The 20,585-nt window shown below is 56.3% G+C and carries 17 protein-coding genes and 1 tRNA gene; 12 read left to right on the forward strand and 6 right to left on the reverse strand.

Annotated features, from left to right (window positions below; genetic code table 11):
- Window positions 1-3 precede the first annotated feature (3 nt).
- Together CKALI_RS02365 and moaA are read right to left on the reverse strand one after the other, a co-directional pair.
- Window positions 4-249, reverse strand: a complete 246-nt coding sequence (locus tag CKALI_RS02365; RefSeq protein ID WP_156191778.1) for a MoaD/ThiS family protein — start codon at window positions 247-249, stop codon at window positions 4-6.
- A gap of 24 nt (window positions 250-273) precedes the next feature.
- The gene (moaA, locus tag CKALI_RS02370; protein WP_231580515.1) at window positions 274-1,299 is read right to left on the reverse strand and encodes a GTP 3',8-cyclase MoaA; all 1,026 of its coding nucleotides are present in this window, start codon (window positions 1,297-1,299) and stop codon (window positions 274-276) included.
- 117 nt (window positions 1,300-1,416) lie between these two features.
- Between moaA and CKALI_RS02375 the strand changes: the two genes are divergently transcribed.
- The 5 genes from CKALI_RS02375 to CKALI_RS02395 all read left to right on the forward strand — a co-directional run bounded on the left by CKALI_RS02375 (window position 1,417) and on the right by CKALI_RS02395 (window position 9,077).
- A tRNA-Ala gene (locus CKALI_RS02375) sits at window positions 1,417-1,489 on the forward strand.
- A 137-nt stretch (window positions 1,490-1,626) separates the two neighbouring features.
- The gene (locus CKALI_RS02380; protein ID WP_156191780.1) at window positions 1,627-2,046 is read left to right on the forward strand and encodes a pyridoxamine 5'-phosphate oxidase family protein; all 420 of its coding nucleotides are present in this window, start codon (window positions 1,627-1,629) and stop codon (window positions 2,044-2,046) included.
- Window positions 2,047-2,144: 98 nt separating this feature from the next.
- On the forward strand, window positions 2,145-3,029 hold the full coding sequence (locus tag CKALI_RS02385; RefSeq protein ID WP_197079743.1) for a hypothetical protein: 885 nt from the start codon (window positions 2,145-2,147) through the stop codon (window positions 3,027-3,029).
- 573 nt (window positions 3,030-3,602) lie between these two features.
- A complete protein-coding gene (locus tag CKALI_RS02390; protein ID WP_156193631.1) occupies window positions 3,603-7,628 on the forward strand; it encodes a Pls/PosA family non-ribosomal peptide synthetase in 4,026 nt (1,341 codons plus the stop codon).
- A gap of 48 nt (window positions 7,629-7,676) precedes the next feature.
- A complete protein-coding gene (locus CKALI_RS02395) occupies window positions 7,677-9,077 on the forward strand; it encodes a DUF418 domain-containing protein (protein ID WP_156191782.1) in 1,401 nt (466 codons plus the stop codon).
- Here the strand turns inward: CKALI_RS02395 and CKALI_RS02400 are convergent, their stop codons facing one another.
- Together CKALI_RS02400 and nadE are read right to left on the reverse strand one after the other, a co-directional pair.
- A complete protein-coding gene (locus tag CKALI_RS02400) occupies window positions 9,078-9,695 on the reverse strand; it encodes a 4'-phosphopantetheinyl transferase family protein (protein WP_156191783.1) in 618 nt (205 codons plus the stop codon).
- Window positions 9,683-10,525, reverse strand: coding sequence for an ammonia-dependent NAD(+) synthetase (gene nadE / locus CKALI_RS02405; RefSeq protein WP_156191784.1), 843 nt, complete (start codon window positions 10,523-10,525; stop codon window positions 9,683-9,685). Before nadE ends, CKALI_RS02400 begins: the two co-directional genes overlap by 13 nt.
- Before the next feature lie 26 nt (window positions 10,526-10,551).
- Here nadE and CKALI_RS02410 point away from each other — a divergent pair, with 26 nt between their 5' ends.
- The 5 genes from CKALI_RS02410 (at window position 10,552) to nrdE (ending at window position 15,655) form a co-directional block, all read left to right on the forward strand.
- Window positions 10,552-11,919, forward strand: a complete 1,368-nt coding sequence (locus CKALI_RS02410; RefSeq protein ID WP_156191785.1) for a sugar porter family MFS transporter — start codon at window positions 10,552-10,554, stop codon at window positions 11,917-11,919.
- A gap of 135 nt (window positions 11,920-12,054) precedes the next feature.
- A complete protein-coding gene (gene ykgO, locus CKALI_RS02415) occupies window positions 12,055-12,177 on the forward strand; it encodes a type B 50S ribosomal protein L36 (protein ID WP_012732041.1) in 123 nt (40 codons plus the stop codon).
- A 423-nt stretch (window positions 12,178-12,600) separates the two neighbouring features.
- A complete protein-coding gene (gene nrdH, locus CKALI_RS02420) occupies window positions 12,601-12,834 on the forward strand; it encodes a glutaredoxin-like protein NrdH (RefSeq protein WP_156191786.1) in 234 nt (77 codons plus the stop codon).
- A 169-nt stretch (window positions 12,835-13,003) separates the two neighbouring features.
- A complete protein-coding gene (nrdI, locus tag CKALI_RS02425) occupies window positions 13,004-13,462 on the forward strand; it encodes a class Ib ribonucleoside-diphosphate reductase assembly flavoprotein NrdI (RefSeq protein ID WP_156191787.1) in 459 nt (152 codons plus the stop codon).
- Between the two features lie 69 nt (window positions 13,463-13,531).
- Window positions 13,532-15,655: a class 1b ribonucleoside-diphosphate reductase subunit alpha gene (gene nrdE / locus CKALI_RS02430; protein WP_156193632.1), complete on the forward strand. Its 2,124-nt coding sequence runs from the start codon at window positions 13,532-13,534 to the stop codon at window positions 15,653-15,655.
- 48 nt (window positions 15,656-15,703) lie between these two features.
- Here nrdE and CKALI_RS02435 read toward each other — a convergent pair whose 3' ends face one another.
- On the reverse strand, window positions 15,704-16,108 hold the full coding sequence (locus tag CKALI_RS02435; protein ID WP_156191788.1) for a DUF1801 domain-containing protein: 405 nt from the start codon (window positions 16,106-16,108) through the stop codon (window positions 15,704-15,706).
- Window positions 16,109-16,137: 29 nt separating this feature from the next.
- The gene (locus CKALI_RS02440) at window positions 16,138-16,851 is read right to left on the reverse strand and encodes a FadR/GntR family transcriptional regulator (RefSeq protein WP_156191789.1); all 714 of its coding nucleotides are present in this window, start codon (window positions 16,849-16,851) and stop codon (window positions 16,138-16,140) included.
- Window positions 16,852-17,546: 695 nt separating this feature from the next.
- Here CKALI_RS02440 and nrdF point away from each other — a divergent pair.
- Complete coding sequence (gene nrdF / locus CKALI_RS02445) at window positions 17,547-18,557, forward strand: class 1b ribonucleoside-diphosphate reductase subunit beta (protein WP_156191790.1); 1,011 nt, start codon at window positions 17,547-17,549, stop codon at window positions 18,555-18,557.
- Between the two features lie 287 nt (window positions 18,558-18,844).
- Window positions 18,845-20,539 carry an aa3-type cytochrome oxidase subunit I gene (ctaD, locus tag CKALI_RS02450; RefSeq protein WP_156191791.1) on the forward strand — a complete coding sequence of 565 codons (1,695 nt, stop codon included), beginning with the start codon at window positions 18,845-18,847 and terminating at the stop codon, window positions 20,537-20,539.
- The last annotated feature ends 46 nt before the right edge of the window (window positions 20,540-20,585 follow it).

Here is a 20,585-nt window from a genome sequence, read left to right on the forward strand (position 1 = left end):
ATCTTATCCGCCGGCAAACGGAGGCAGCAGCTCGAGCTGGGGCATCGTGGCTGGGACGGAGCGGTCGCGAATGAAACCATCTGGCCCGAGAACGGCGCAGAACGCTGCCAGCTTACCCAGCTGCTCATTTCCCGCAGTGGCCAGCGCGATGACGTCGGCTACTGATGCGCCTTCGGGTGCCTGCACCAGGGTTTCCTGCGTGCCAGCGGCCGCCGCAGCAGCAGCGAAAAACTTGACCTTAATATCCATGTGAATGCGGACCTTTCAGTGGAATTAGCCGCCGATGGCGGACATGCCTCGCTGGGGTTGCAGGAACGAAGGGGAGTCGATGCCATGACCCGGCAGCTTCCGTCCCATTTCCCCAGCCCAGGCTAGCGCCAACTCTTCGTCACTGGCACCGCCGCGCATGAGGTCGCGCAGGTTGAATTCCCGCCGGGCGAAGAGGCAATTACGGATCTGGCCGTCAGCGGTGAGTCGGGTGCGATCACAATCCCCGCAAAACGGCTTCGTTACCGAAGCAATAATGCCAACTTGACCGATAATCGCGCCGTCTTGGACGACATCCCACACCTTTGCCGGGGAAGAGGCGCGCTGGCCAGTTGCCAGGCTGAGCTGGTATTTTTCCTCGATCGTGGCTTTGATGTCCTCGGCCTTAACCATGATGTCCCGGTTCCACACCTGTGGTGGGCCGAGTGGCATTTCCTCAATGAAGCGCAGCTGAAAGCCCTGATTGAGGCAGAAATCCAGCAAGGGCAAGATGTCGGCTTCATTGGTATTAGGCATCACAACGGTGTTGATTTTGATCGGCCGCAATCCAGCCGCTTTTGCAGCTTCGATGCCCTTCAAGACATCAGCGAGCCGATCCCTGCGGGTGAGCTTGGCAAAGCGCTCCGGATCTAGCGAATCCACGGAGATATTGATGCGCTTCAGGCCAGCATCCCGTAGCTTTCCGATATGCTTTTCCAGGCCCAACCCATTGGTGGTCAACGCGATATCCGGGTGCTCCCCGTTGTCACACGTCATCTTCGCCGTCTGCCCAATGAGGTCGGCCAATCCGGGCCGAAGCAATGGCTCACCGCCTGTAAACCGCACCGAGCGAATGCCAAGCTTTTCGACGCCGATGCGCACCAATCGCTCGAGCTCCGACAAAGTGAGGATGCGGGAGTCCGCTATCCACTGCATGCCTTCTTCCGGCATGCAGTAAGTACACCGCAGATTGCATCGATCCGTGACCGATACTCTAAGGTCACGTGCGACGCGTCCGTAAGAGTCAGTGAGTCGGATCTGCTGTTGTTGCATGCGGTACATCCTACGTGTTCCTGCTGGGCTATTGTGAATCTGTCAGGCGAATATGCATGGTGACCTGCCGATTTGTAATGGCAAAAGCCTTCAGTGTACTGTCAAGGACAGCTTCAAGGGGCTATGGCGCAGCTGGTAGCGCATCACACTGGCAGTGTGGGGGTCAGGGGTTCGAATCCCCTTAGCTCCACTTGAAGGGAAACCTCAGTTCTACGCGAACTGGGGTTTCTTTTGTTTTTCTGCTGAAGTCTAGTGTGATGCAGGCTTCAATACCCCCACTTTGTAATCTTCAAGTCGCAGTGCTCGCTTTAGTGGAAGAATGAAAGTATGACTGACAATTCTCCCATCCACGTTCTTGACCGCGCTGCTGCTTTGGAAAAGATGGCTACCGTCCAGCTGGGCCGTCTGGTTGTACACCGCACCGAAGAGTTCGATATTTTCCCAGTGAACTTCGTCGTCGATGGGGAAGATATCTACTTCCGCTCGGCTGAGGGATCCAAGTTGTTCACGGTTGCCTTGAACAATGAGGTGCTTTTTGAGGCTGATGAGGTAACCGATGGTCATGCTTGGTCGGTAGTCGTGCGTGGTGAGGCTAACCTCTTGACCTCCAACAGCGACATTCAGTACGCGGATTCCCTGGGACTTAAGCCATGGATCCCAACCTTAAAGTACAACTTCGTCAAGATCACTGCCCGCGAGGTGTCTGGTCGTGAGTTCGATCTCGGCGAAGAGCCAGAGCGCTATTAATAGGCAAAAACTTAGGGTTTTGCACAGGCGGTTATTAGGCGTTCGCGATACCATCGGGGATCGTGGTTCAATTCAAGCTTGTAGCAGCTAAAGATGTCATGAGGGGGACAGTCGTAGCCGCAGTGGCGGTCGCGGCTTTGGCGTTCCCGCAGGCCTGTTATGGCGGTTCATCGGGGAGTTCAGATAGACCAGAGGTCAACATGCTCCCGACTCCGAAGCAGGAACCTGATGTGCAGTGTTCGTGGTGGGAGAAGGGAGCCGCTTCCGTGGCCTCGCCATTTGGTGCCAACGGAGTAGAGCTCGGGAAGAATTTCACTTCTAACGGGGTTCGCGGAAACTACCATGTGTTTGCTGAGGGCATTGACTTCTCTCGACCGGTTCGCGTCGTAGTGCGGCTCCATGGTGATGGTGCGCGAGAGTATGACGTAGCGGATGGTTTGACTGCCTGCCTTGCCGACCAAGCCAATCGACACAACGCTATTAATGTTGTGCCAAAGAGTCCTGACACGGTGGGGAGTGTTACGTGGTGGGAGGATATTCCACGTAATCGCGAATGGCTCGGGGCATTGTTGCAGCAAGAGATTTACCCACGCTTTGGTCTTAGCGCTCAAGACAGTGTGTGGATGGGTTATTCCGGCGGTGCTGAGATGATTACGTATGGCATTTTGCCTCGTAATTCGGAGTGGATCGGTCAGAGTGCCACCATGGTTGGTGGTGGCGGTGCCCCACATGAAGTTGCAGTTCAGCCAAGTGCTGCTCAGCGAGAGAACCTGGAATTGGCGTGGGTAGTGGGGCTTAACGACGACGGTCGAGACGGCACCTTTAACGCCCTGGGCAATGCGCGGGCGGGTGCCGAATTCTATCGGAGCATTGGTTTTGCGCGCGTTCAAGAAGCCTATCCAGCGGGTTACGACCATGTGTCAGTTCCTCAGATCAAGATTCTGGATCAGCGACTTTCGGGAGAAGCTATCAGCCTAGGTTAACCCCGCTTAATGATAGGTTTTCCCAATTGCGTTAACCTTTAACATTGCTTTATCGCCCCTTGGTTTACTGAACCAAGGGGCGTTTTTGCTGCTCATATTGGGTTTTGCTGCAAAACTGCAGTAATCAGTCCGTGATGTCTTGTTAATGTGAAATTAACCTAATAAAACTGTTGTTGTTTGCATAGCAATTTGTAAGCAAAGCTGGGTAAGGTTTCCTTGGCAATCGAGTGTGCTGCATAAAGGAATGGCAACTCCCTATGTAACGAATGGCTGAAGGAGTGGGACAAGAAGAATGTTCACACCAAGATCGTAGCTTTTCTAGCTGCGTAAATAATTGGTTGGATTATGAAATTGTTCAATGATGTTGTAGTTTTTCCACTGCTCGAAATGTGGTTACGTGCATGCTTGATGTGACTTATCGGATTATTGGATAATAAGAATACTCTTAAGCTTGCAATAGTGATTTGTTGCTAAAGGTATTAATTACTCAGCTGAATGGGCTGAGTTGAAGGGACACCGAAAATGCAGAATGATAGCGCGCCTGTTCTGTCGCGTGAAGAAGAAGCACAACGGATGCAGGGAATGGATCATCCTGAACTTGCAATCTATGGTGTTGGAAAAGTACCAGCGGAGCGGACTCTGGTAGACATTGTCGAATTGACCATGGGCCGATACCCCGATGCTGTGGCTATCGAAGGATCAAATGGGGTACTAACCTACGCTGAGCTGCATCAAGAGATTGAAAAGCAGCGCCAGATTCTCGCCGACGCTGGTATCGGGCTTGGTGACCGTATTGGTATTCGTGTTCCATCTGGAACTACAGATCTCTATGTTGCGATCCTGGCTACCATCTGTGCTGGTGCCGCCTACGTCCCGGTTGACTGGGATGATCCAGATGAGCGTGCAAAAACTGTCTGGGAGGAAGCGAATGTCGTCGCCGTATACGGCGCTAACCTCGCGATCACTAAACTTCACGAAAATGGCACTAACCAGGCACCGGATCGACCGACCCTGGACCACGACGCGTGGATCATTTTCACTTCCGGTTCCACCGGTAAACCCAAGGGCGTGGCCATTACCCATCGCAGCGCCGCCGCCTTAGTCGATGTCGAAGCGGATTTCTATCTCTCTAAAGACCACCTGCACCCAGGGGATCGAGTCATGGCGGGCTTGTCTGTCGCCTTCGATGCGTCCTGTGAAGAGATGTGGCTAGCCTGGCGCTCTGGCGCCACATTGGTCGCGGCACCACGTGACATCGTACGTTCCGGCGAAGACCTCGGACGTTGGATCATCAATGAGAACATCACTGCGGTCTCTACCGTTCCCACGCTTGCATCCCTGTGGCCGGTCGAGGCCCTGGACAAGGTGCGCCTGTTGATTTTCGGTGGCGAAGCTTGCCCGATTGAGCTCATCGAGAAGTACGAACTGCCCGGCCGTGAGGTCTGGAACACCTACGGGCCTACTGAAGCGACCGTTATCGCCACCGCGGAGCTGCTTACTACGGAGCCTCCAGTTCGAATTGGTCGCCCGATTGAGGGGTGGCAGCTCGTCGTCGTAGGCACTGAGGGAAACCCAGTGAAGTGGGGGGAGACCGGCGAGCTGATCATTGGTGGTGTCGGTCTCGGCCGATACTTGGATCCAGCAAAGGACGCCGAGAAGTACGCGCCCCTGCCATCGATGGGTTGGGAGCGCGCGTACCGTTCGGGCGACCTCGTCAAAGCGGAGCAGAAGGGCCTGGTCTTTGCAGGGCGTATCGACGACCAGATCAAGATCGGCGGAAAGCGCCTCGAACTCGGCGAAGTAGATGGCCATCTCACCGCCATGCCAGGTGTTCGTACTGGTGCTGCTGCAGTGCACAAGACGAAGGCCGGCACGCCGGTGTTGGTGGGTTACCTTGCGCCCGAGGAAGGCGAAACCATTGACCTTGACGTCATTCGGCCTCTCCTTGCACAACGCTTGCCTGGTGGCGTCGTTCCGAGCTTGTGCGTCATGGACCAGCTGCCGATGAAGACCTCCGGCAAGGTGGACCGCAAACTCCTGCCATGGCCGTTGCCGTCAACCGGTGACGAAAAAGAAGACGTACCAGAAGAAATGCAGTGGCTGGCAGACCTCTGGCTCGACCAACTGGGGCCAACTCCGCTGAACCCTGAATCCAACTTCTTTGATCTCGGTGGTGGCTCCGTGGCCATCGCTCGTCTGGTAACCGCCTTGCGCGACGATTACCCCGGCGCAGACATCGGCGCGCTGTATGCCAATGCGACGCTGCAAGATATGTACGAATACACCCAGTCGCTTGGATCCGCAGGGGAGAAGCGACCTGAGCCAAAGCCGATTCCGAAGACTGCTGGGGTTATCCAGGGTCTGACCATTGCCGGACTCTATGGTTACAACGCCGCTCGTTACATCGTGGGCATCCTTGCCGTGGTTGCTGTGTTGTACACAATCTTTGACGCTGGCTGGGTACCACAGGTTCCGTTGCTGCCAGTGATCGTCGGCTGGTTCGTGTTGTTCTCTGTTCCTGGCCGTACGCTCATTGCTGCGGGACTCATCCGCGCGCTGAATCGGGGGCTCCAACCCGGAGAATACTTGCGTGGCGGCGCCGTTCATATGCGAGTGTGGGCTGCTCAGCGAATTCTCGAACACCTGAAGTTTGACAAGGTCTACGGCACTCCAATGGCCGTAACTCTTCACCGAGCCCTTGGTACCAAGGTAGGGGAGGAGTGTCTGCTCAGTCACGCGCCAAGCGTCACCGGTCTCGCTCGCTTCGGTAACCACGTGAGCATCGAGAGCGAAGCTGACATGAACGGCTACTGGGTGGACGGCGACAAGTTTATCCTCGGTTCTGTCCATGTTGATGATGGTGCACGTATCGGCGAGCGCTGCATCGCTATGCCAAATGCTCACGTTCGAGCAGGTAGCGAAATTATCTCTGGCTCCCGTATTTCCGGCACCATTCCCGCGAACGAGACATGGGGTGGTTCTCCGATCGTCCGTGAGGGCACGGCCGATCAAACGTGGCCGAACGCTATCCCGGAGCGTATTGACACAGTAGAAACCTGGTCCCCGCTGCGGAACTTCTTGAGCTATCAGCTCGCCCTGGGCTGGCTGACCATCATGCCGGTGTTGGCGTTGCTTCCAGGAACGCTGTTGGTCACGGCCCCTGTCATCTCCAACCAGTGGTATGACGAGGTGTTCCCGCACTTCGCACTGTGGTTGCCGGTTTTCATCCTGCTTACCATCGCAACCTGGCTCACCCTCATCATTTTGACGGTGCGTGTGGCATCCGTGTTTGTCCGACCGGGGTACTTCGCAGAGAAGAGCTCGACCGGCTTGGCGCTGTGGATCATCCACGCTGCTCTACAACGCACGCTAATTTCCACTTACTTCATTTATGCGTCCTTCTTCACCCCAACTTTCATGCGTCTGCTCGGCGCAAAGGTGGGCAAGAACGTGGAGATTTCCACAGTGGAGACCATTCCACACTTGACGGTATTCAAGGACGGCAGTTTTATGGCCGACCACTCGCTAGTGTCATCCACCCGGCACAAGAATGGCTGGGTCCACGTCGGTAGCTCGGTGATCGGTGAAAAGAGCTTCGTTGGCAACTCAGCCATCATCGGGCCAGACCGGGACTTGCCAGCGGACTCCCTCGTGGCGGTACTCTCTTCACTTCCGCCAAGGCCTGCTATCGGCACCAGCTGGCTCGGTCGCACCAGCGAGCCGATTCCACGCGCCAAGGTCGAGGCTGACGACGCAGCAACATACGCGCCACCACTGCACCTACAAATCGGACGCGTCCTCGTCGAGCTGTGCCGACTGATTCCAGCCATTATCGCTGGCTACATCGATCTCGCGATCGTCTGGGTTCTTACCTGGGTGTACATCGAATTCGGCATGGGAGTCGATGGCTTGATCGCAGCTGGCCTTGCTGCTTACCCCGTAGTGCTGTTGGCCGGTGCATTCGCTACCTTGTTCCCAGTAGCACTGAAGTGGGTCTTGATCGGCCGATTCAAGGCCGTCGATAAGCCGCTGTTTTGCGACTTTGTCTGGCGCGGCGAGCTTTTCGACGTCTTTTGCGAATCCCTCGCAATCCCGAGCTTCATTCGCATGAGCCTGGGCAGCCCATTTTTCAATGCATGGGCACGCATGATGGGCGTGAAGGTCGGCAAGAACGTGTTCTGCGAAACGTGGTGGCTGCCAGAGTTTGACCTGATCACCCTGGAAGATGGCGTCAGCATCAACCGCGGAACTGTGCTGCAGACGCACCTGTTCCATGACCGAGTGATGTCCATGGAACGCGTCACTTTCAAGGCCGGATCGACCCTCGGCCCGAATAGTTTCGTGCTTCCTGGCGCTACCGTCGGCGAGCGCACCACCGTGTTCCCGGGCTCCCTGGTGATGCGCCAAGAGACCCTGCCGGGTGATTCGATTTGGTCCGGCAACCCTGTCCGCCACATCGCTGAGGTGACGGAGGCCGATAACAGTCTGGCCTTCGCGGAAATGATCAGCGATCCGAAACTTAATGCACCATCCAACGACTCAGTATCTGTACTGAACCTGACCGCGGAAGGAGCTCGCTGGGAAACGGCCGATCGATAGGCAGCACGACTGCTTACGAGAATCCGAACTCACAGCGAAGGACAACTTATGACTAATAACAACCCAACCACCCACGAACGCCCGGCACCAGGGCCCCGCCCACCGCGGGAAATCTGGACCGGTGTGGCCGAGGACGCTCAGGGCAAAGAGCACTCCACCGCCACTCCGACCACGCTGGTCGAAGTTGCCGAAGAAAAGCCGCAGCTGGCGGCCCAGAACAAGAAGCGTGTAATCGGCATCGACGTCGCCCGCGGTTTTGCGGTCATCGGTATGATCGCCGTGCACACCATGCCGAGTTCGCACCCAGACGGCAATGCCACCTGGGCGTGGCTGATGTTCTCCGGAAAGTCCGCACCACTATTTGCGATGCTCGCCGGAATCAGCCTGGCGTTCATGACCGGCGGCCGCCGACCACACGCTGGCATTAAAGGGAGGCGCTCTCGCGTCTCCATTGCGGTGCGAGCATTAGTGTTGTTCACCCTGGGTGCCGCCATCAACACGATGACAGATCCCGCGCCAGAGGACATCCTGCCGTACTACGGCCTGCTGTTTCTCTTTGCCATTCCATTCACCACACTGCGTATTAGGCACCTCATCATGTGTGCGATCGCTTTTGCCACGCTCGGTCCCGTGGTGATGTTCCTCGCGCTGAAATACATGGGCGCCGCCTACTTATCTAACCCGAGCTTCCTTGACTTCGCCGAAAACCCAGGGCTAGCTTTTGTTACGCTGCTGCTGACCGGTACTTACCCGGCCCTGATCTGGATGAGCTACATCTGCCTGGGCATGGCGCTGGGCCGCATGAAACTGGTCGAGAAATCCGTACAGTGGGGCATTCTCGGCGCCGGCGCGCTACTGATCGCAGGATCCGCGATCCTCTCTGATCTGCTCGTCTGGTGGCTGCCCACCCATGACATTCTCGCGGAAGCAACTAATACCGCAGACATAGAAGAAATGCTGCTCAACTACAGCGTCTACGGTGGCGGTATGGGCACCCTGCCTACGGACCACCCACTGTGGCTGGCAGTGAATGGCCCGCACTTGAACACGCCACTGTCAGAGGCTTACGGTGCCGGATTCACGCTCGTCGCGGCAGGCGGGCTGTCGCTGCTGGCAGCCAAGGCCGCGAAACTGTTCCAGCCATTGGCCGTGATGGGCACCATGACCTTGACGCTTTACGTGGCACACTGTGTGGCGCTCGAGCCACTGTTTGCTCAGGACATTGTTCCATTGAATCGAGAGCAAGCGCTGGTCTTTCAGCTCATCGTTGCGGTGCTATTCGCTGCAATCTGGAAGCACTTCTTCAGCCAGGGACCACTGGAAAAGCCAGTGAGTGTGATCTCCAAGAATGTGGCGAATTACTTCGTGCGGGGCAAGGACGCTGATCCAGCTGCTGCGCGTAAGGACTACAATCCGCCACAGTTCGCTCCGGAGCTCAATAAGGTCTAGCTAGTTTTCCCAGGCTACCGAAGCAACGTGTCCGCGCTTCTTCGGTAGCCGAATGCGCACCAATGACCAGCCCTTCGGAGTCAGTGGTCGCTTGACCGGGCCGACCTCGTCCAAGGCGGGGTCGCGCACGAGTCCCACTTCGAGGCCCTTGAGTAGGGCCTCTTTGTGTGTCCACGCTTGAGTAATCGCCCTGACCTTTGGCCGGCGTAGGCGCGCAGACACCAGGCGTGCCTGGTCGGCCGGGTGAAACACCTTGATCAGCTGTTCGGCCTGTTCCAGGGTTTGAATCTGTTCGATGTCCGCGCCCACGCGATGGCCCTCAGTGCTGACGATCAAAGCCATTGCTTGCGTTGTGCGGCTCAGCGAGAATCGGCAACCGCCGACGTCGTACGGCGGAACTCCCGGCAAAGTCAGCCCATTCGGATCTCGACCGAGAATTCCGGCCAAGATCCGAATGGTGATGGACCGAGATAACCCACGCGCCTTGTGGTAGTCCAAATTCGCGGTGTCGAGGCTGGAATCTAGGTCCTCAAAGTAGATGACGTAGGTCTGCACATGCTCGGGCGCACCCTTGAACTTGACGCGAAAAGATTCCCAGAAATCCGTTAGTTCTGCCACCAAGTATCCTGCGGGGTGACTGGGGTGGTGCGCTTGTGTCGACCGATGCGCCACAAATGCTCGATGCGCTGCGTAGCCTCTGCAGGTACGGGAGCTTCGCCTTCGACATAAGCGTCAATGTCGGCGTACGTCACTCCCAACGCCGCCTCATCGGGCTGCATCGGCTTGTTGTCTTCCAAATCCGCGGTCGGCACCTTCCGCCACGTACTATCCGGCGCGCCCAAGTACTGCAGCAGCTGCGCGCCTTGGCGCTTGGACAGCCCGAACAGCGGCAGGATGTCGGCACCGCCGTCACCAAACTTGGTAAAGAATCCGGTGACGTTTTCAGAAGCGTGGTCGCTGCCAATGACCAGCAGGCCACGCTCGCCGGCGAGGGCGTACTGCGCGATCATCCGTTCGCGGGCCTTGACGTTGCCACGATTGAAATCGCCTAGTTTCTCCTGGCCGAGGGCGGCCGCGACTTCTTGCTCGATGGCAGCAGTCGCTGCCTTAATATTCACGGTCACCTCGTGGTCTGCAGCGATGAAATCCAGTGCGACGTCGGCATCGCTGGCATCAGCTTGGACACCATGGGGGAGCCGCATTGCCCAGAACTCGGCGGTGTAGCCATCTGCGCGCAGCTTTTCGACGGCCAACTGTGCCAGACGCCCGGCCAGAGTGGAATCCTGTCCGCCGGAAATCCCGAGGACATAGCCTTTGAGTCCGGTGGCGCGAAGGTAATCCGCAAGGAAGGTCACGCGCTGCTGTACTTCTTGTGCGGGGTCGATAGCAGGCTTGGTTTCCAGCGCTGCGACGATCTGAGAACGAAGTGTGCCGTGAGGTTGTGACATGACACCAAGCATAGTGAAGTGGCAGTGTGGATGAGGTGAATCAAAAGACGAAAGTTCCGGCGCATGCCCGCCTGGTGGCGGCGGTCGCTGCCTTGGGTGGCGTGCTGTTCGGCTACGACACCGGCGTGATGTCTGGTGCGCTCCTATATATAGGTAACGATTTCCACCTCAGCCCCGTGGCCGAAGGTGCGGTCACCTCCATGCTGTTGGTCGGTGCGGCGCTGGGAGCGCTGCTCGGAGGTAGGGTCGCCGACGCCCTGGGACGCAAAGCCACACTCATCGGTGGCGGAGTGATCTTTGTGGTGGGGTCGCTAGCTTGTGCCATGGCCGGATCAGCGCTGGCTTTGGGCGCCGCACGGACCGCACTCGGCGCCGCTGTCGGCCTCGTGTCGATCGTGGTGCCGATGTATATTTCCGAGATGGCTCCACCCGCGGTTCGTGGTGGCCTGGTGTCGCTTAATACCTTGATGATCGTGGTGGGTCAGCTGCTCGCTTTCCTCACGAACTCCGCGCTGGCCCACACCGGCAACTGGCGGCTCATGCTGGGGCTGGCCGCTGTGCCGGGTCTCGTGCTTGCCGTCGGTATGTTCTTCATGACGGATTCGCCCGTGTGGCTCATGCGCAAGGGAAAGCAAGAGGAGGCGCTGCAGGTGGCCCGCAGGGTCGGACTGGATGCGGAGTTGGTGGCGTCGACAAGCGGGGACCGTCGCAGTTCCCGCGAGGTTCGCGCGCAGGAACGGCAGGCTTTGCGACGCCCCTGGATCCGCCGCGCGGTCCTGATCGCTGTGCTGGTAGGCATTACCCAGCAGATCACGGGCGTGAATGCGATCGTGTACTTTGCGCCGAAGATGATGAACTTGGTGGGCATTTCCACGGAGAACGCGGTTTATACCTCGATAATTATTGGAACAGTGAGCGTGATTGCGTGCTGGGTGGGCATGATGCTGGTTGATCGGATTGGGCGTCGACGGTTGCTGAGCATGGGTCTGGCTGGGACTTCAACCTCGCTGATCCTGCTGGCTATCGCGTATCGCTTTGCCGAGACCGACGTGCGCGCGTCCTGGTTGGTACTCGTTTTGATGGCCTTATTCATCGCGTTCCAGCAGGCAGCGGTGTCGCTGACCACCTGGTTGCTGCTCAGTGAGTTGGTGCCGAGTCAGGTGCGCGGTCTGGGCATGGGAATTGCAGGAATGGGGTTGTGGGTGGCCAACTGGGTCGTGGCTCAGGGCTTCCTTCCGTTGGTCGATGCCGTAGGCGGTCCGGTGTCCTTCTTGATCTTCGCCGTGTTGGGCGCTGTGGCTTTGGTGTTCATTCGCCGGGCGGTGCCTGAGACGACAGGGCTGCAGCTGGAAGAGATTTCTGGAGATATGGAGCGTCGATACGCGGGGGAGTAGTTGAGTTTTGGAGTTTGAGGACGTTTAGGTTAACATAGTGCTTCGTGTCATGGCTGGCCTATTGCCAGCTGCTTAGGTCGATGCAATTCCCTGTGTCTGACTGTCTCATTCGCGCAATACAGAAAGGAGCGCCCGATGAAGGTACGTAAATCCCTTCGGTCGCTGAAGAACAAGCCGGGCGCCCAGGTTGTGCGTCGTCACGGCAAGGTCTTCGTCATCAACAAGAAAGACCCACGCTTCAAGGCTCGTCAGGGCTAATCCCTCACGGCTTTTGTCGCCTGCACCAGTTTTATGGTGTGGGCGACTTTTTTTATTGCCTGCTGTTGCTGGTGGTGCTGTTGGGGAAGTCCGCGAGCCAGTGTAACAATTTCATAACGGGAAAATGGGGCGAGCTGGGGAAATGTCATCGGTGTAGTTAGGGAGAGGTACATCGATGTAATTTGTTTCGCGCCTCGGCGCAACATGTAGTGTTGCCGTCTCGGGTTGTCCTGCGAATACTCACGATGTAACTACTATATGTAGTATCCTTTGCGCTTTTTCACCACAACGTATAGTGTCTTTTCTTGTCACCGAAAAGAACACGGCAACGAGCTGGTTCGCCTCGGCGCAAGACTTTTTAACAGGAATCTGCTCCGCCCACGGCTTAAATCTCGGGGCGAAAATCTCTAAGGATCGATGAACATGGCAATTACCGTTTACAGCAAGCCAGCATGTGTACAGTGCACCGCTACCAAGAAGGCACTCGACCGCGCAGGTCTGGAATACAACCTCGTTGACATCAGCCTGGACGACGAAGCTCGTGACTACGTCATGGCTCTCGGCTACCTGCAAGCTCCAGTGGTAGAAGCCAATGGCGAGCACTGGTCCGGATTCCGTCCGGAGCGCATCCGCAGCCTCGCTGCTGAAGTCGCTTAGTTAAACTCCAGTCCCTGTCGATCCATAGAGACACGGCGCACCAGCGCCGTGAAGATTCCGCAGGGACCACCTCATCGCCGCCCAATCGAGACGACACCGAACGGGCGGCCTTTGTTATGTGAAGCTTCCTGTGTCGCCCCACACCGCCCACGTATGCAAGTGAGAGAGCATGCTCATCGTCTATTTTTCTTCTGCCACAGGGAACACTCAGCGGTTCGTCGAAAAGCTTGGCCTGCCAAGCAAGCGGATCCCACTCCACAAGGCTGATGAACCGCTGATCGTCGATGAGCCCTACGTTCTGATCAGCCCAACATATGGCGGTGGGGTGTCCATCACCGGCGAGAACTCGCGCCCGGTGCCGGTGCAGGTCATTCGCTTTTTGAACAATGAACACAATCGAGGACTCATCCGAGCCGTCATTGCTGGTGGCAATTCCAATTTTGGCAGTGATTTCGGGCGAGCAGGTGACGTGATTGCAAAGAAATGTAACGTCCCCTATGTCTACAGATTCGAGCTCATGGGCAACGAAGAAGACGTCCGCATCGTGCTAGGCGGACTCCAGGAAAACGCGGAGCAGCTGGGGCTATCGCAAGCGCCCGACGCTCTCACCGCAAGCCACGTAGTCTAGAACACAACCCCATTTACCACTTAGAGGAAAGCATTCGTGACCACTACAAACGAGTCCATCAAGGATCCAATGGCCGCAGCTGATCAGCTCGACTATCACGCGCTCAACGCGCTGCTGAATCTTTATGACAATGACGGCAAAATCCAGTTCGATAAGGATCGCGCCGCGGCTCGCCAGTTCTTCCTGCAACACGTCAACCAGAACACGGTGTTCTTCCACAACCTGCAAGAAAAGCTCGACTACCTGCTGGAGAACAACTATTACGAGAAGGCAGTGCTGGACAGTTACGACTTCGAGTTCATTAAGTCACTTTTTAAGCGTGCTTACGCTGCTAAGTTCCGCTTCACCACCTTCCTCGGTGCGTACAAGTACTACACCTCTTACACGCTCAAGACCTTCGATGGTAAGCGCTACCTTGAGCGCTTTGAAGACCGCGTGTGCATGGTGGCTCTCACCCTGGCTGCCGGCGACAAGCAGATGGCCGAGCACCTCGTGGACGAGATCATCTCCGGCCGCTTCCAGCCTGCCACCCCAACCTTCCTAAACTCCGGTAAGGCACAGCGCGGCGAGCCAGTATCCTGCTTCCTGCTGCGTATCGAAGACAACATGGAGTCCATTGGCCGCGCCATCAACTCGGCGCTGCAACTGTCCAAGCGTGGCGGCGGCGTAGCGCTGCTGCTGTCCAACCTGCGTGAAGCTGGCGCTCCGATTAAGAAGATCCAGAACCAGTCCTCCGGTGTGATCCCAGTGATGAAGCTGCTGGAAGATTCCTTCTCTTACGCTAACCAGTTGGGTGCCCGACAGGGCGCAGGCGCCGTGTACTTGCACGCTCACCACCCGGACATCATGAAGTTCCTGGACACCAAGCGTGAGAATGCAGATGAGAAGATCCGCATCAAGACTTTGTCTTTGGGCGTCGTTATTCCAGACATCACGTTCGAGCTGGCTAAGAAGAACGACGATATGTACCTGTTCTCGCCGTATGACGTTGAACGCGTCTACGGTAAGCCATTCGCCGATGTGCCGATCTCCGAGAACTACCACGACATGGTCGAGGACGGTCGCATTCACAAGACGAAGATCAATGCCCGTACCTTCTTCCAGACCCTGGCAGAGATCCAGTTTGAGTCAGGCTACCCGTACATCATGTTCGAGGACACGGTGAATGAAGCGAACCCTATCGCTGGTCGCATTACGCACTCCAACCTGTGTTCCGAAATTCTCCAGGTGTCCACTCCATCTACTTACAACGACGATCTTTCCTACAAGGAAATCGGCGAGGACATCTCCTGCAACCTGGGCTCGTTGAACATCGCTCTGAGCATGGATTCCCCAGATTTCTCTAAGACTATTGAGACTGCGATTCGTGGCTTGACCGCTGTGTCTGAGCAGACCTCGATTGACTCTGTTCCTTCCATCCGGAAGGGCAACGAGGCCGCGCACGCTATCGGCCTTGGCCAGATGAACCTGCACGGTTTCCTGGGCCGCGAGCGCATCCATTACGGCTCCGAGGAAGGCCTCGACTTCACCAATGCGTACTTCGCCGCGGTGCTGTATGAAGCACTGAAGGCCTCTAACAAGATTGCCAAGGAGCGTGGCGCAAAGTTCGCTGGGTTTGAGACCTCGGAATACGCCTCCGGTGCCTATTTCGATCGCTTCGATCCAGCTGACTTCCAGCCGAAGACCAATCGCGTCAAGGAGCTGTTTGCGAACTCTTCCGTGCACATCCCGAACGCTGAAGAGTGGGCTGCGCTGAAGGCTGCAGTGATGCAGGATGGCCTGTTCAACCGTAACCTGCAGGCCGTGCCACCAACCGGTTCGATTTCCTATATCAACCACTCGACGTCCTCGATTCACCCGATCGCCTCCCGCATCGAGATCCGCAAGGAAGGCAAGATCGGTCGCGTCTACTACCCAGCACCGTTCATGACGAACGACAACCTGGAATACTTCGAAGACGCCTACGAAATCGGCTTCGAGAAGATTATCGATACCTACGCCGTTGCCACGAAGTATGTCGATCAGGGGCTGTCCTTGACGCTGTTCTTCAAGGACACCGCCACGACGCGCGACATCAACCGCGCCCAGATCTACGCGTGGCGCAAGGGCATCAAGACGATCTACTACATCCGCCTGCGTCAGACCGCCCTTGAGGGTACTGAGGTCGAAGGATGCGTCAGCTGCATGCTGTAAGCAAGGGGAGGGGCGTCGAAAAGCAGCGTGCTTAACGACGCCCACCGGCTAGCTTTCGTGGGGGTCAGGCTGCGCCCAAGCGAATTGGATCATTTCCTTTAAGACGGCCACATCGATACGGGCAAGACGGGTGACGTAAATACACCCCTTGCCCGTTTTGTGTGGGCCTAACCGTTCCAGGAATGAAGTGAACTGCTCAGCATCGCACGTGAGATAGAGCGAGAACTGACGGGGCGCCGCGGCGAACCCAATGCGCGCGGCCGTGCCAGAATGCCCGGAAGCATAGGTGTAGTCGTAGGAGCCAAATCCGATGATCTTCCGGCCCCACACCACGGGCGGTTCCCCTGAGATCTCTTGCATAAGCGAAAGGAGGTATTCGGCGTCCTCCCGCTTCGAATCGGGAAGATCGGCGAATACCTCCTCTGGGGCGGTGTTCGTCGGCACAGTCTGCATGGTGCAAGTATGCCAGGGTGCGAGCCGGTTTAGGCGACGGTGGACGAACCTTCGAGTTCAATCAGTTCCTTGCACAGCTGCTCTGCCTTAGCGTCGTCGCGGTCGAAGAGCGCGTCGGCAAGATCGTTGTAGCAAGCGAGGAGCTGGCCAGATGGGGAAGCTTCGAAGCCATTGATATCGTGTCGCGCCTGGATCACTGCGGTGATGGACGGAATCAGCGCCGTGAACATCTCATTATCAGAGCCGGACAGCAGCAACGAGTGATATTCGATGTTGGCTTCCAAGAAATCCTCGGTATCGCCCTTGCCCTGCTCGCCAAGCTCACGCATGGTACTGGCCAGATCACGGAGTCGTTGACCTTCCCGCTGGCTGGCTGCGATGGCTGCAATGCGAGCAGCACGCGGAGCTACGGCTTCACGCAGAGCGGTAAGAGAATTGAGCTGCTCGTCGCGCTGGGTGGCAACGCGCAAACGCCAGCGGATGATTGGGCCACTGAATACGGACCACTTCTCAGTAGGGAGGACGGTAATGCCCACGCGACGAGAAGAGGACACCATGCCGAGGTGCTCGAGTGCACGCATGGTTTCGCGAGCAACTGTGCGCGAGATGGAGAAGGACTCGCACAGCGTTTGCAAGGTGAACTTCTCACCCGGCTGAATCTTGCCGCTGACGATATCCGAACCGATTTGATCAAGCACAATCTCCAGCAACGGTGCGTGCGAGCGGAGAGGCGTGGATGACATGAATTACATTCCTTTTGGTTCATCAAAAATGACGTACAGAGCTGTGGGCGCTGTGGCGGACAATGTATTGCGAGCGCTGGTGGTTGCCCTTCGACAATCCCTAGTCCCTATTCGGACATTGCCGCTAGCGTTTGAAGATCCTTGAACAAACCGCATAGTTTGCTCGTACCTTTCAATCACTAGGGTGGGTGCCATAGTTGGGCCATCAACATCACTCGATTGCAATATTACAAAATCTAATACATTGACCCGATGATAGCTAGTGGCCTTTTTGAATTAAAAGCCTTTTACCATGTGGTATAGAACGGTTTCGATATGGATAAGCTGAGAAATGCATGTGAGTGGGGGTGTTCACTGAGGATTGTTTAACTTTGAAGAATGTAGATCGTCTAGGAGATATGCCGAAACTTTACCTATTAATCACACTAATCATGTAGGGAAAAGATGCTATTTAGATGAGATTTGGCTGGAAGTTTCATTGGATAACTTTGGCGAGGGGGGCGCCGCTTTGTATGAATAAAAATGTAATGCTCCGCCGATTGATGTAGATAGAATGCTATTGGTGGCTGGGTGGCGTCCCTGTGCCTTCGGGGTTTCATCGGCTCGGTTTGTAGGTGAAGGCTAGGGTGCCTGAGGGTGGGGGAGACCGGTATGGTGGTGGAAAACAGCAACAACTGGAAAGGGTCTTGGAAAAGATGACGCTTGAGTCCCACGCTCCATCACATCGGCACGACAACGAAAACCGAGTGCTATCTGGTCCAATCGCCGCTATCAACTGGAATGAAGTGCCAGATGAAAAGGACCAGGAGGTCTGGGACCGGCTTACTGGTAATTTCTGGCTCCCAGAAAAGGTCCCAGTGTCTAACGACATTAAAAACTGGGAAATGTTCAATGATCAGGAACGCCTAGCAACCATGCGAGTGTTCACTGGTTTGACTCTGCTCGATACGATTCAAGGCACGGTGGGCGCCGTTTCTCTTATCCCTGATGCGGTTACGCCGCATGAGGAGGCGGTGTTGACCAACATCGCTTTCATGGAGTCGGTTCACGCAAAAAGCTATTCCAACATCTTCATGACCTTGGCCTCTACCGCGGAAATCAACGATGCTTTCCGCTGGTCAGAAGAAAACGAGTACTTGCAAAACAAGGCCAAGATCATCCTCGACTTCTATGATGGCGAGGACCCGCTCAAGCGCAAGATTGCTTCCACGTTGCTGGAATCCTTCCTGTTCTACTCTGGCTTCTACCTTCCTATGTACTGGTCGTCCCATGGAAAGCTGACAAACACGGCGGACATGATTCGCCTGATCATTCGTGATGAAGCGGTGCACGGCTATTATATTGGTTACAAGTACCAGCGAGGCCTGGAAAAAGTGACCCAAGCCCGCCGTGATGAGTTGAAGGAGCATACCTTCGACCTTGTCTTCGAGCTCTATGACAACGAGATTCAGTACACTGAGGATCTCTATGACGAGCTTGGATGGACTGAGGATGCGAAAAAGTTCCTACGCTACAACGCCAATAAGGCGCTTAATAACCTAGGTTATGAGGGGCTCTTCCCGGCAGACGATACCAAGGTATCGCCAGCGATCCTCTCTGCGCTTTCTCCTAATGCGGACGAGAATCATGACTTCTTCTCGGGATCTGGTTCCTCTTATGTAATCGGCAAGGCTGAAGTCACCACTGACGACGACTGGGACTTTTAGTCTTTGACATGTGAATGGCGCCGATTGTCTCGGCGCCATTCACATGTCAAAACAATTAATAGGTTGTCTAACTATGGTTCGCGCTTTTCGTAGGTAGGGGAGAGTATCCCAAGGTATACCCCCGGTTTTTGTTAGGAGTTCCCCATTTGGGATGAGAGCGCTAGACTTGGCCGGGTAACCGGTCTGGTAAGGACCGGGTAAGTTCGTTGTGCCTCAAGCGCCAGTTTGGGACATAATCATGAGGGATTCTGTGAGGGCAGGATCTTTCGCTTAGTCAGGAGGAACTAATGACCGCTGTAGCGCCTAAGGTCGACCATTCGGTCGCACCCGCCAGGCCTGCACCAACCGGCAATGCCCGCAAGGGTTCTTTTGCCTGGAAGATGCTGACCACCACCGACCACAAGCAGCTGGGCATCATGTACATCATCATGTCTTTCAGCTTCTTCTTCCTCGGTGGCCTGATGGCTTTGCTGATTCGTGCCGAACTGTTCTCCCCGGGATTGCAGTTCTTGTCCAACGAGCAGTTCAACCAGCTTTTCACCATGCACGGCACCGTCATGCTGCTGCTGTACGGAACGCCAGTCGTGTGGGGCTTTGCTAACTACGTTCTGCCACTGCAGATCGGCGCTCCAGACGTTGCTTTCCCACGTCTGAACGCTTTCGGCTTCTGGCTCACCACCATTGGTGGCGTGGCTATGCTGTCCGGCTTCCTGACCCCAGGCGGCGCAGCAGACTTCGGCTGGACCATGTACTCCCCACTGTCTGACGCAATCCACTCCCCAGGCATTGGCTCTGACATGTGGATCGTCGGTGTCGGTGCCGGCGGTGTCGGTACCATTCTTTCCGCCGTCAACATGATCACCACGATCCTGTGTCTCCGTGCTCCAGGCATGACCATGTTCCGTATGTCCATCTTCACCTGGAACATCTTCGTCACCTCGATCCTGGCACTGCTGATCTTCCCAGTCCTCACTGCAGCCGCTCTGGGCGTGCTGTTCGACCGCAAGCTCGGTGGACACCTTTACGATCCAGGCAACGGTGGCTCCATCATGTGGCAGCACCTGTTCTGGTTCTTCGGTCACCCTGAGGTCTACGTCCTTGCACTGCCATTCTTCGGCATCATCTCTGAGGTCGTCCCAGTGTTCTCCCGCAAGCCAATGTTCGGCTATGTCGGTCTGATCTTCGCAACCCTGTCGATCGCCGCTCTGTCCATGGCAGTGTGGGCACACCACATGTTCGTCACTGGTGCAATTCTGCTCCCATTCTTCTCCTTCATGACCTTCCTGATCTCCGTGCCTACCGGCGTGAAGTTCTTCAACTGGGTCGGCACCATGTGGAAGGGCCACATTTCTTGGGAAACCCCAATGATCTGGTCCATGGGCTTCCTCGTGACCTTCCTCTTCGGTGGTCTGACCGGCATCATGCTGGCATCCCCTCCACTGGACTTCCACATCTCTGACACCTACTTCGTGGTTGCTCACTTCCACTACACCCTCTTCGGTACCATCGTGTTCGCATCCTGCGCTGGTGTTTACTTCTGGTTCCCAAAGATGACCGGTCGTATGCTGGACGAGAAGCTGGGCAAGGTCCACTTCTGGCTCACCTTCTTCGGTTTCCACGGCACCTTCCTGGTTCAGCACTGGCTGGGCAACATGGGTCTGCCACGTCGTTACGCCGACTACCTCGACTCCGACGGCTTCACCCTGCTGAACCAGATCTCCACGGTTTCGGCATTCATCCTGGGCCTGTCCGTCATTCCATTCATCTGGAACGTCTTCAAGTCTTGGCGCTACGGTGAGATCGTTACTGTCGATGACCCTTGGGGTTACGGTAACTCCCTCGAGTGGGCAACCTCTTGCCCTCCTCCTCGCCACAACTTCACCTCCATGCCTCGCATCCGCTCCGAGCGCCCTGCGTTCGAGCTGCACTACCCACACATGGTCGAGCGCATGCGTGCCGAGGCACACTCCGGTCGCCATTAAGCATCGGGCGTTGATGGTCTCCTAGACTTCACACCCTCACCAATCA

The sequence above is a fragment of the Corynebacterium kalinowskii genome (genome assembly GCF_009734385.1).
In the GTDB taxonomy this organism is placed as follows: Bacteria; Actinomycetota; Actinomycetes; order Mycobacteriales; family Mycobacteriaceae; genus Corynebacterium; species Corynebacterium kalinowskii.

What these genes read in the sequence shown, in the direction of transcription:
- CKALI_RS02365 (WP_156191778.1), bottom strand. Translation starts at nt 249, where the DNA reads ATGGATATTAAGGTCAAGTTTTTCGCTGCTGCTGCGGCGGCCGCTGGC.
- moaA (WP_231580515.1), bottom strand. Translation starts at nt 1,299, where the DNA reads ATGCAACAACAGCAGATCCGACTCACTGACTCTTACGGACGCGTCGCA.
- CKALI_RS02380 (WP_156191780.1), top strand. Translation starts at nt 1,627, where the DNA reads ATGACTGACAATTCTCCCATCCACGTTCTTGACCGCGCTGCTGCTTTG.
- CKALI_RS02385 (WP_197079743.1), top strand. Translation starts at nt 2,145, where the DNA reads ATGAGGGGGACAGTCGTAGCCGCAGTGGCGGTCGCGGCTTTGGCGTTC.
- CKALI_RS02390 (WP_156193631.1), top strand. Translation starts at nt 3,603, where the DNA reads ATGCAGGGAATGGATCATCCTGAACTTGCAATCTATGGTGTTGGAAAA.
- CKALI_RS02395 (WP_156191782.1), top strand. Translation starts at nt 7,677, where the DNA reads ATGACTAATAACAACCCAACCACCCACGAACGCCCGGCACCAGGGCCC.
- nadE (WP_156191784.1), bottom strand. Translation starts at nt 10,525, where the DNA reads ATGTCACAACCTCACGGCACACTTCGTTCTCAGATCGTCGCAGCGCTG.
- ykgO (WP_012732041.1), top strand. Translation starts at nt 12,055, where the DNA reads ATGAAGGTACGTAAATCCCTTCGGTCGCTGAAGAACAAGCCGGGCGCC.
- nrdH (WP_156191786.1), top strand. Translation starts at nt 12,601, where the DNA reads ATGGCAATTACCGTTTACAGCAAGCCAGCATGTGTACAGTGCACCGCT.
- nrdI (WP_156191787.1), top strand. Translation starts at nt 13,004, where the DNA reads ATGCTCATCGTCTATTTTTCTTCTGCCACAGGGAACACTCAGCGGTTC.
- nrdE (WP_156193632.1), top strand. Translation starts at nt 13,532, where the DNA reads ATGGCCGCAGCTGATCAGCTCGACTATCACGCGCTCAACGCGCTGCTG.
- CKALI_RS02435 (WP_156191788.1), bottom strand. Translation starts at nt 16,108, where the DNA reads ATGCAGACTGTGCCGACGAACACCGCCCCAGAGGAGGTATTCGCCGAT.
- CKALI_RS02440 (WP_156191789.1), bottom strand. Translation starts at nt 16,851, where the DNA reads ATGTCATCCACGCCTCTCCGCTCGCACGCACCGTTGCTGGAGATTGTG.
- nrdF (WP_156191790.1), top strand. Translation starts at nt 17,547, where the DNA reads ATGACGCTTGAGTCCCACGCTCCATCACATCGGCACGACAACGAAAAC.
- ctaD (WP_156191791.1), top strand. Translation starts at nt 18,845, where the DNA reads ATGACCGCTGTAGCGCCTAAGGTCGACCATTCGGTCGCACCCGCCAGG.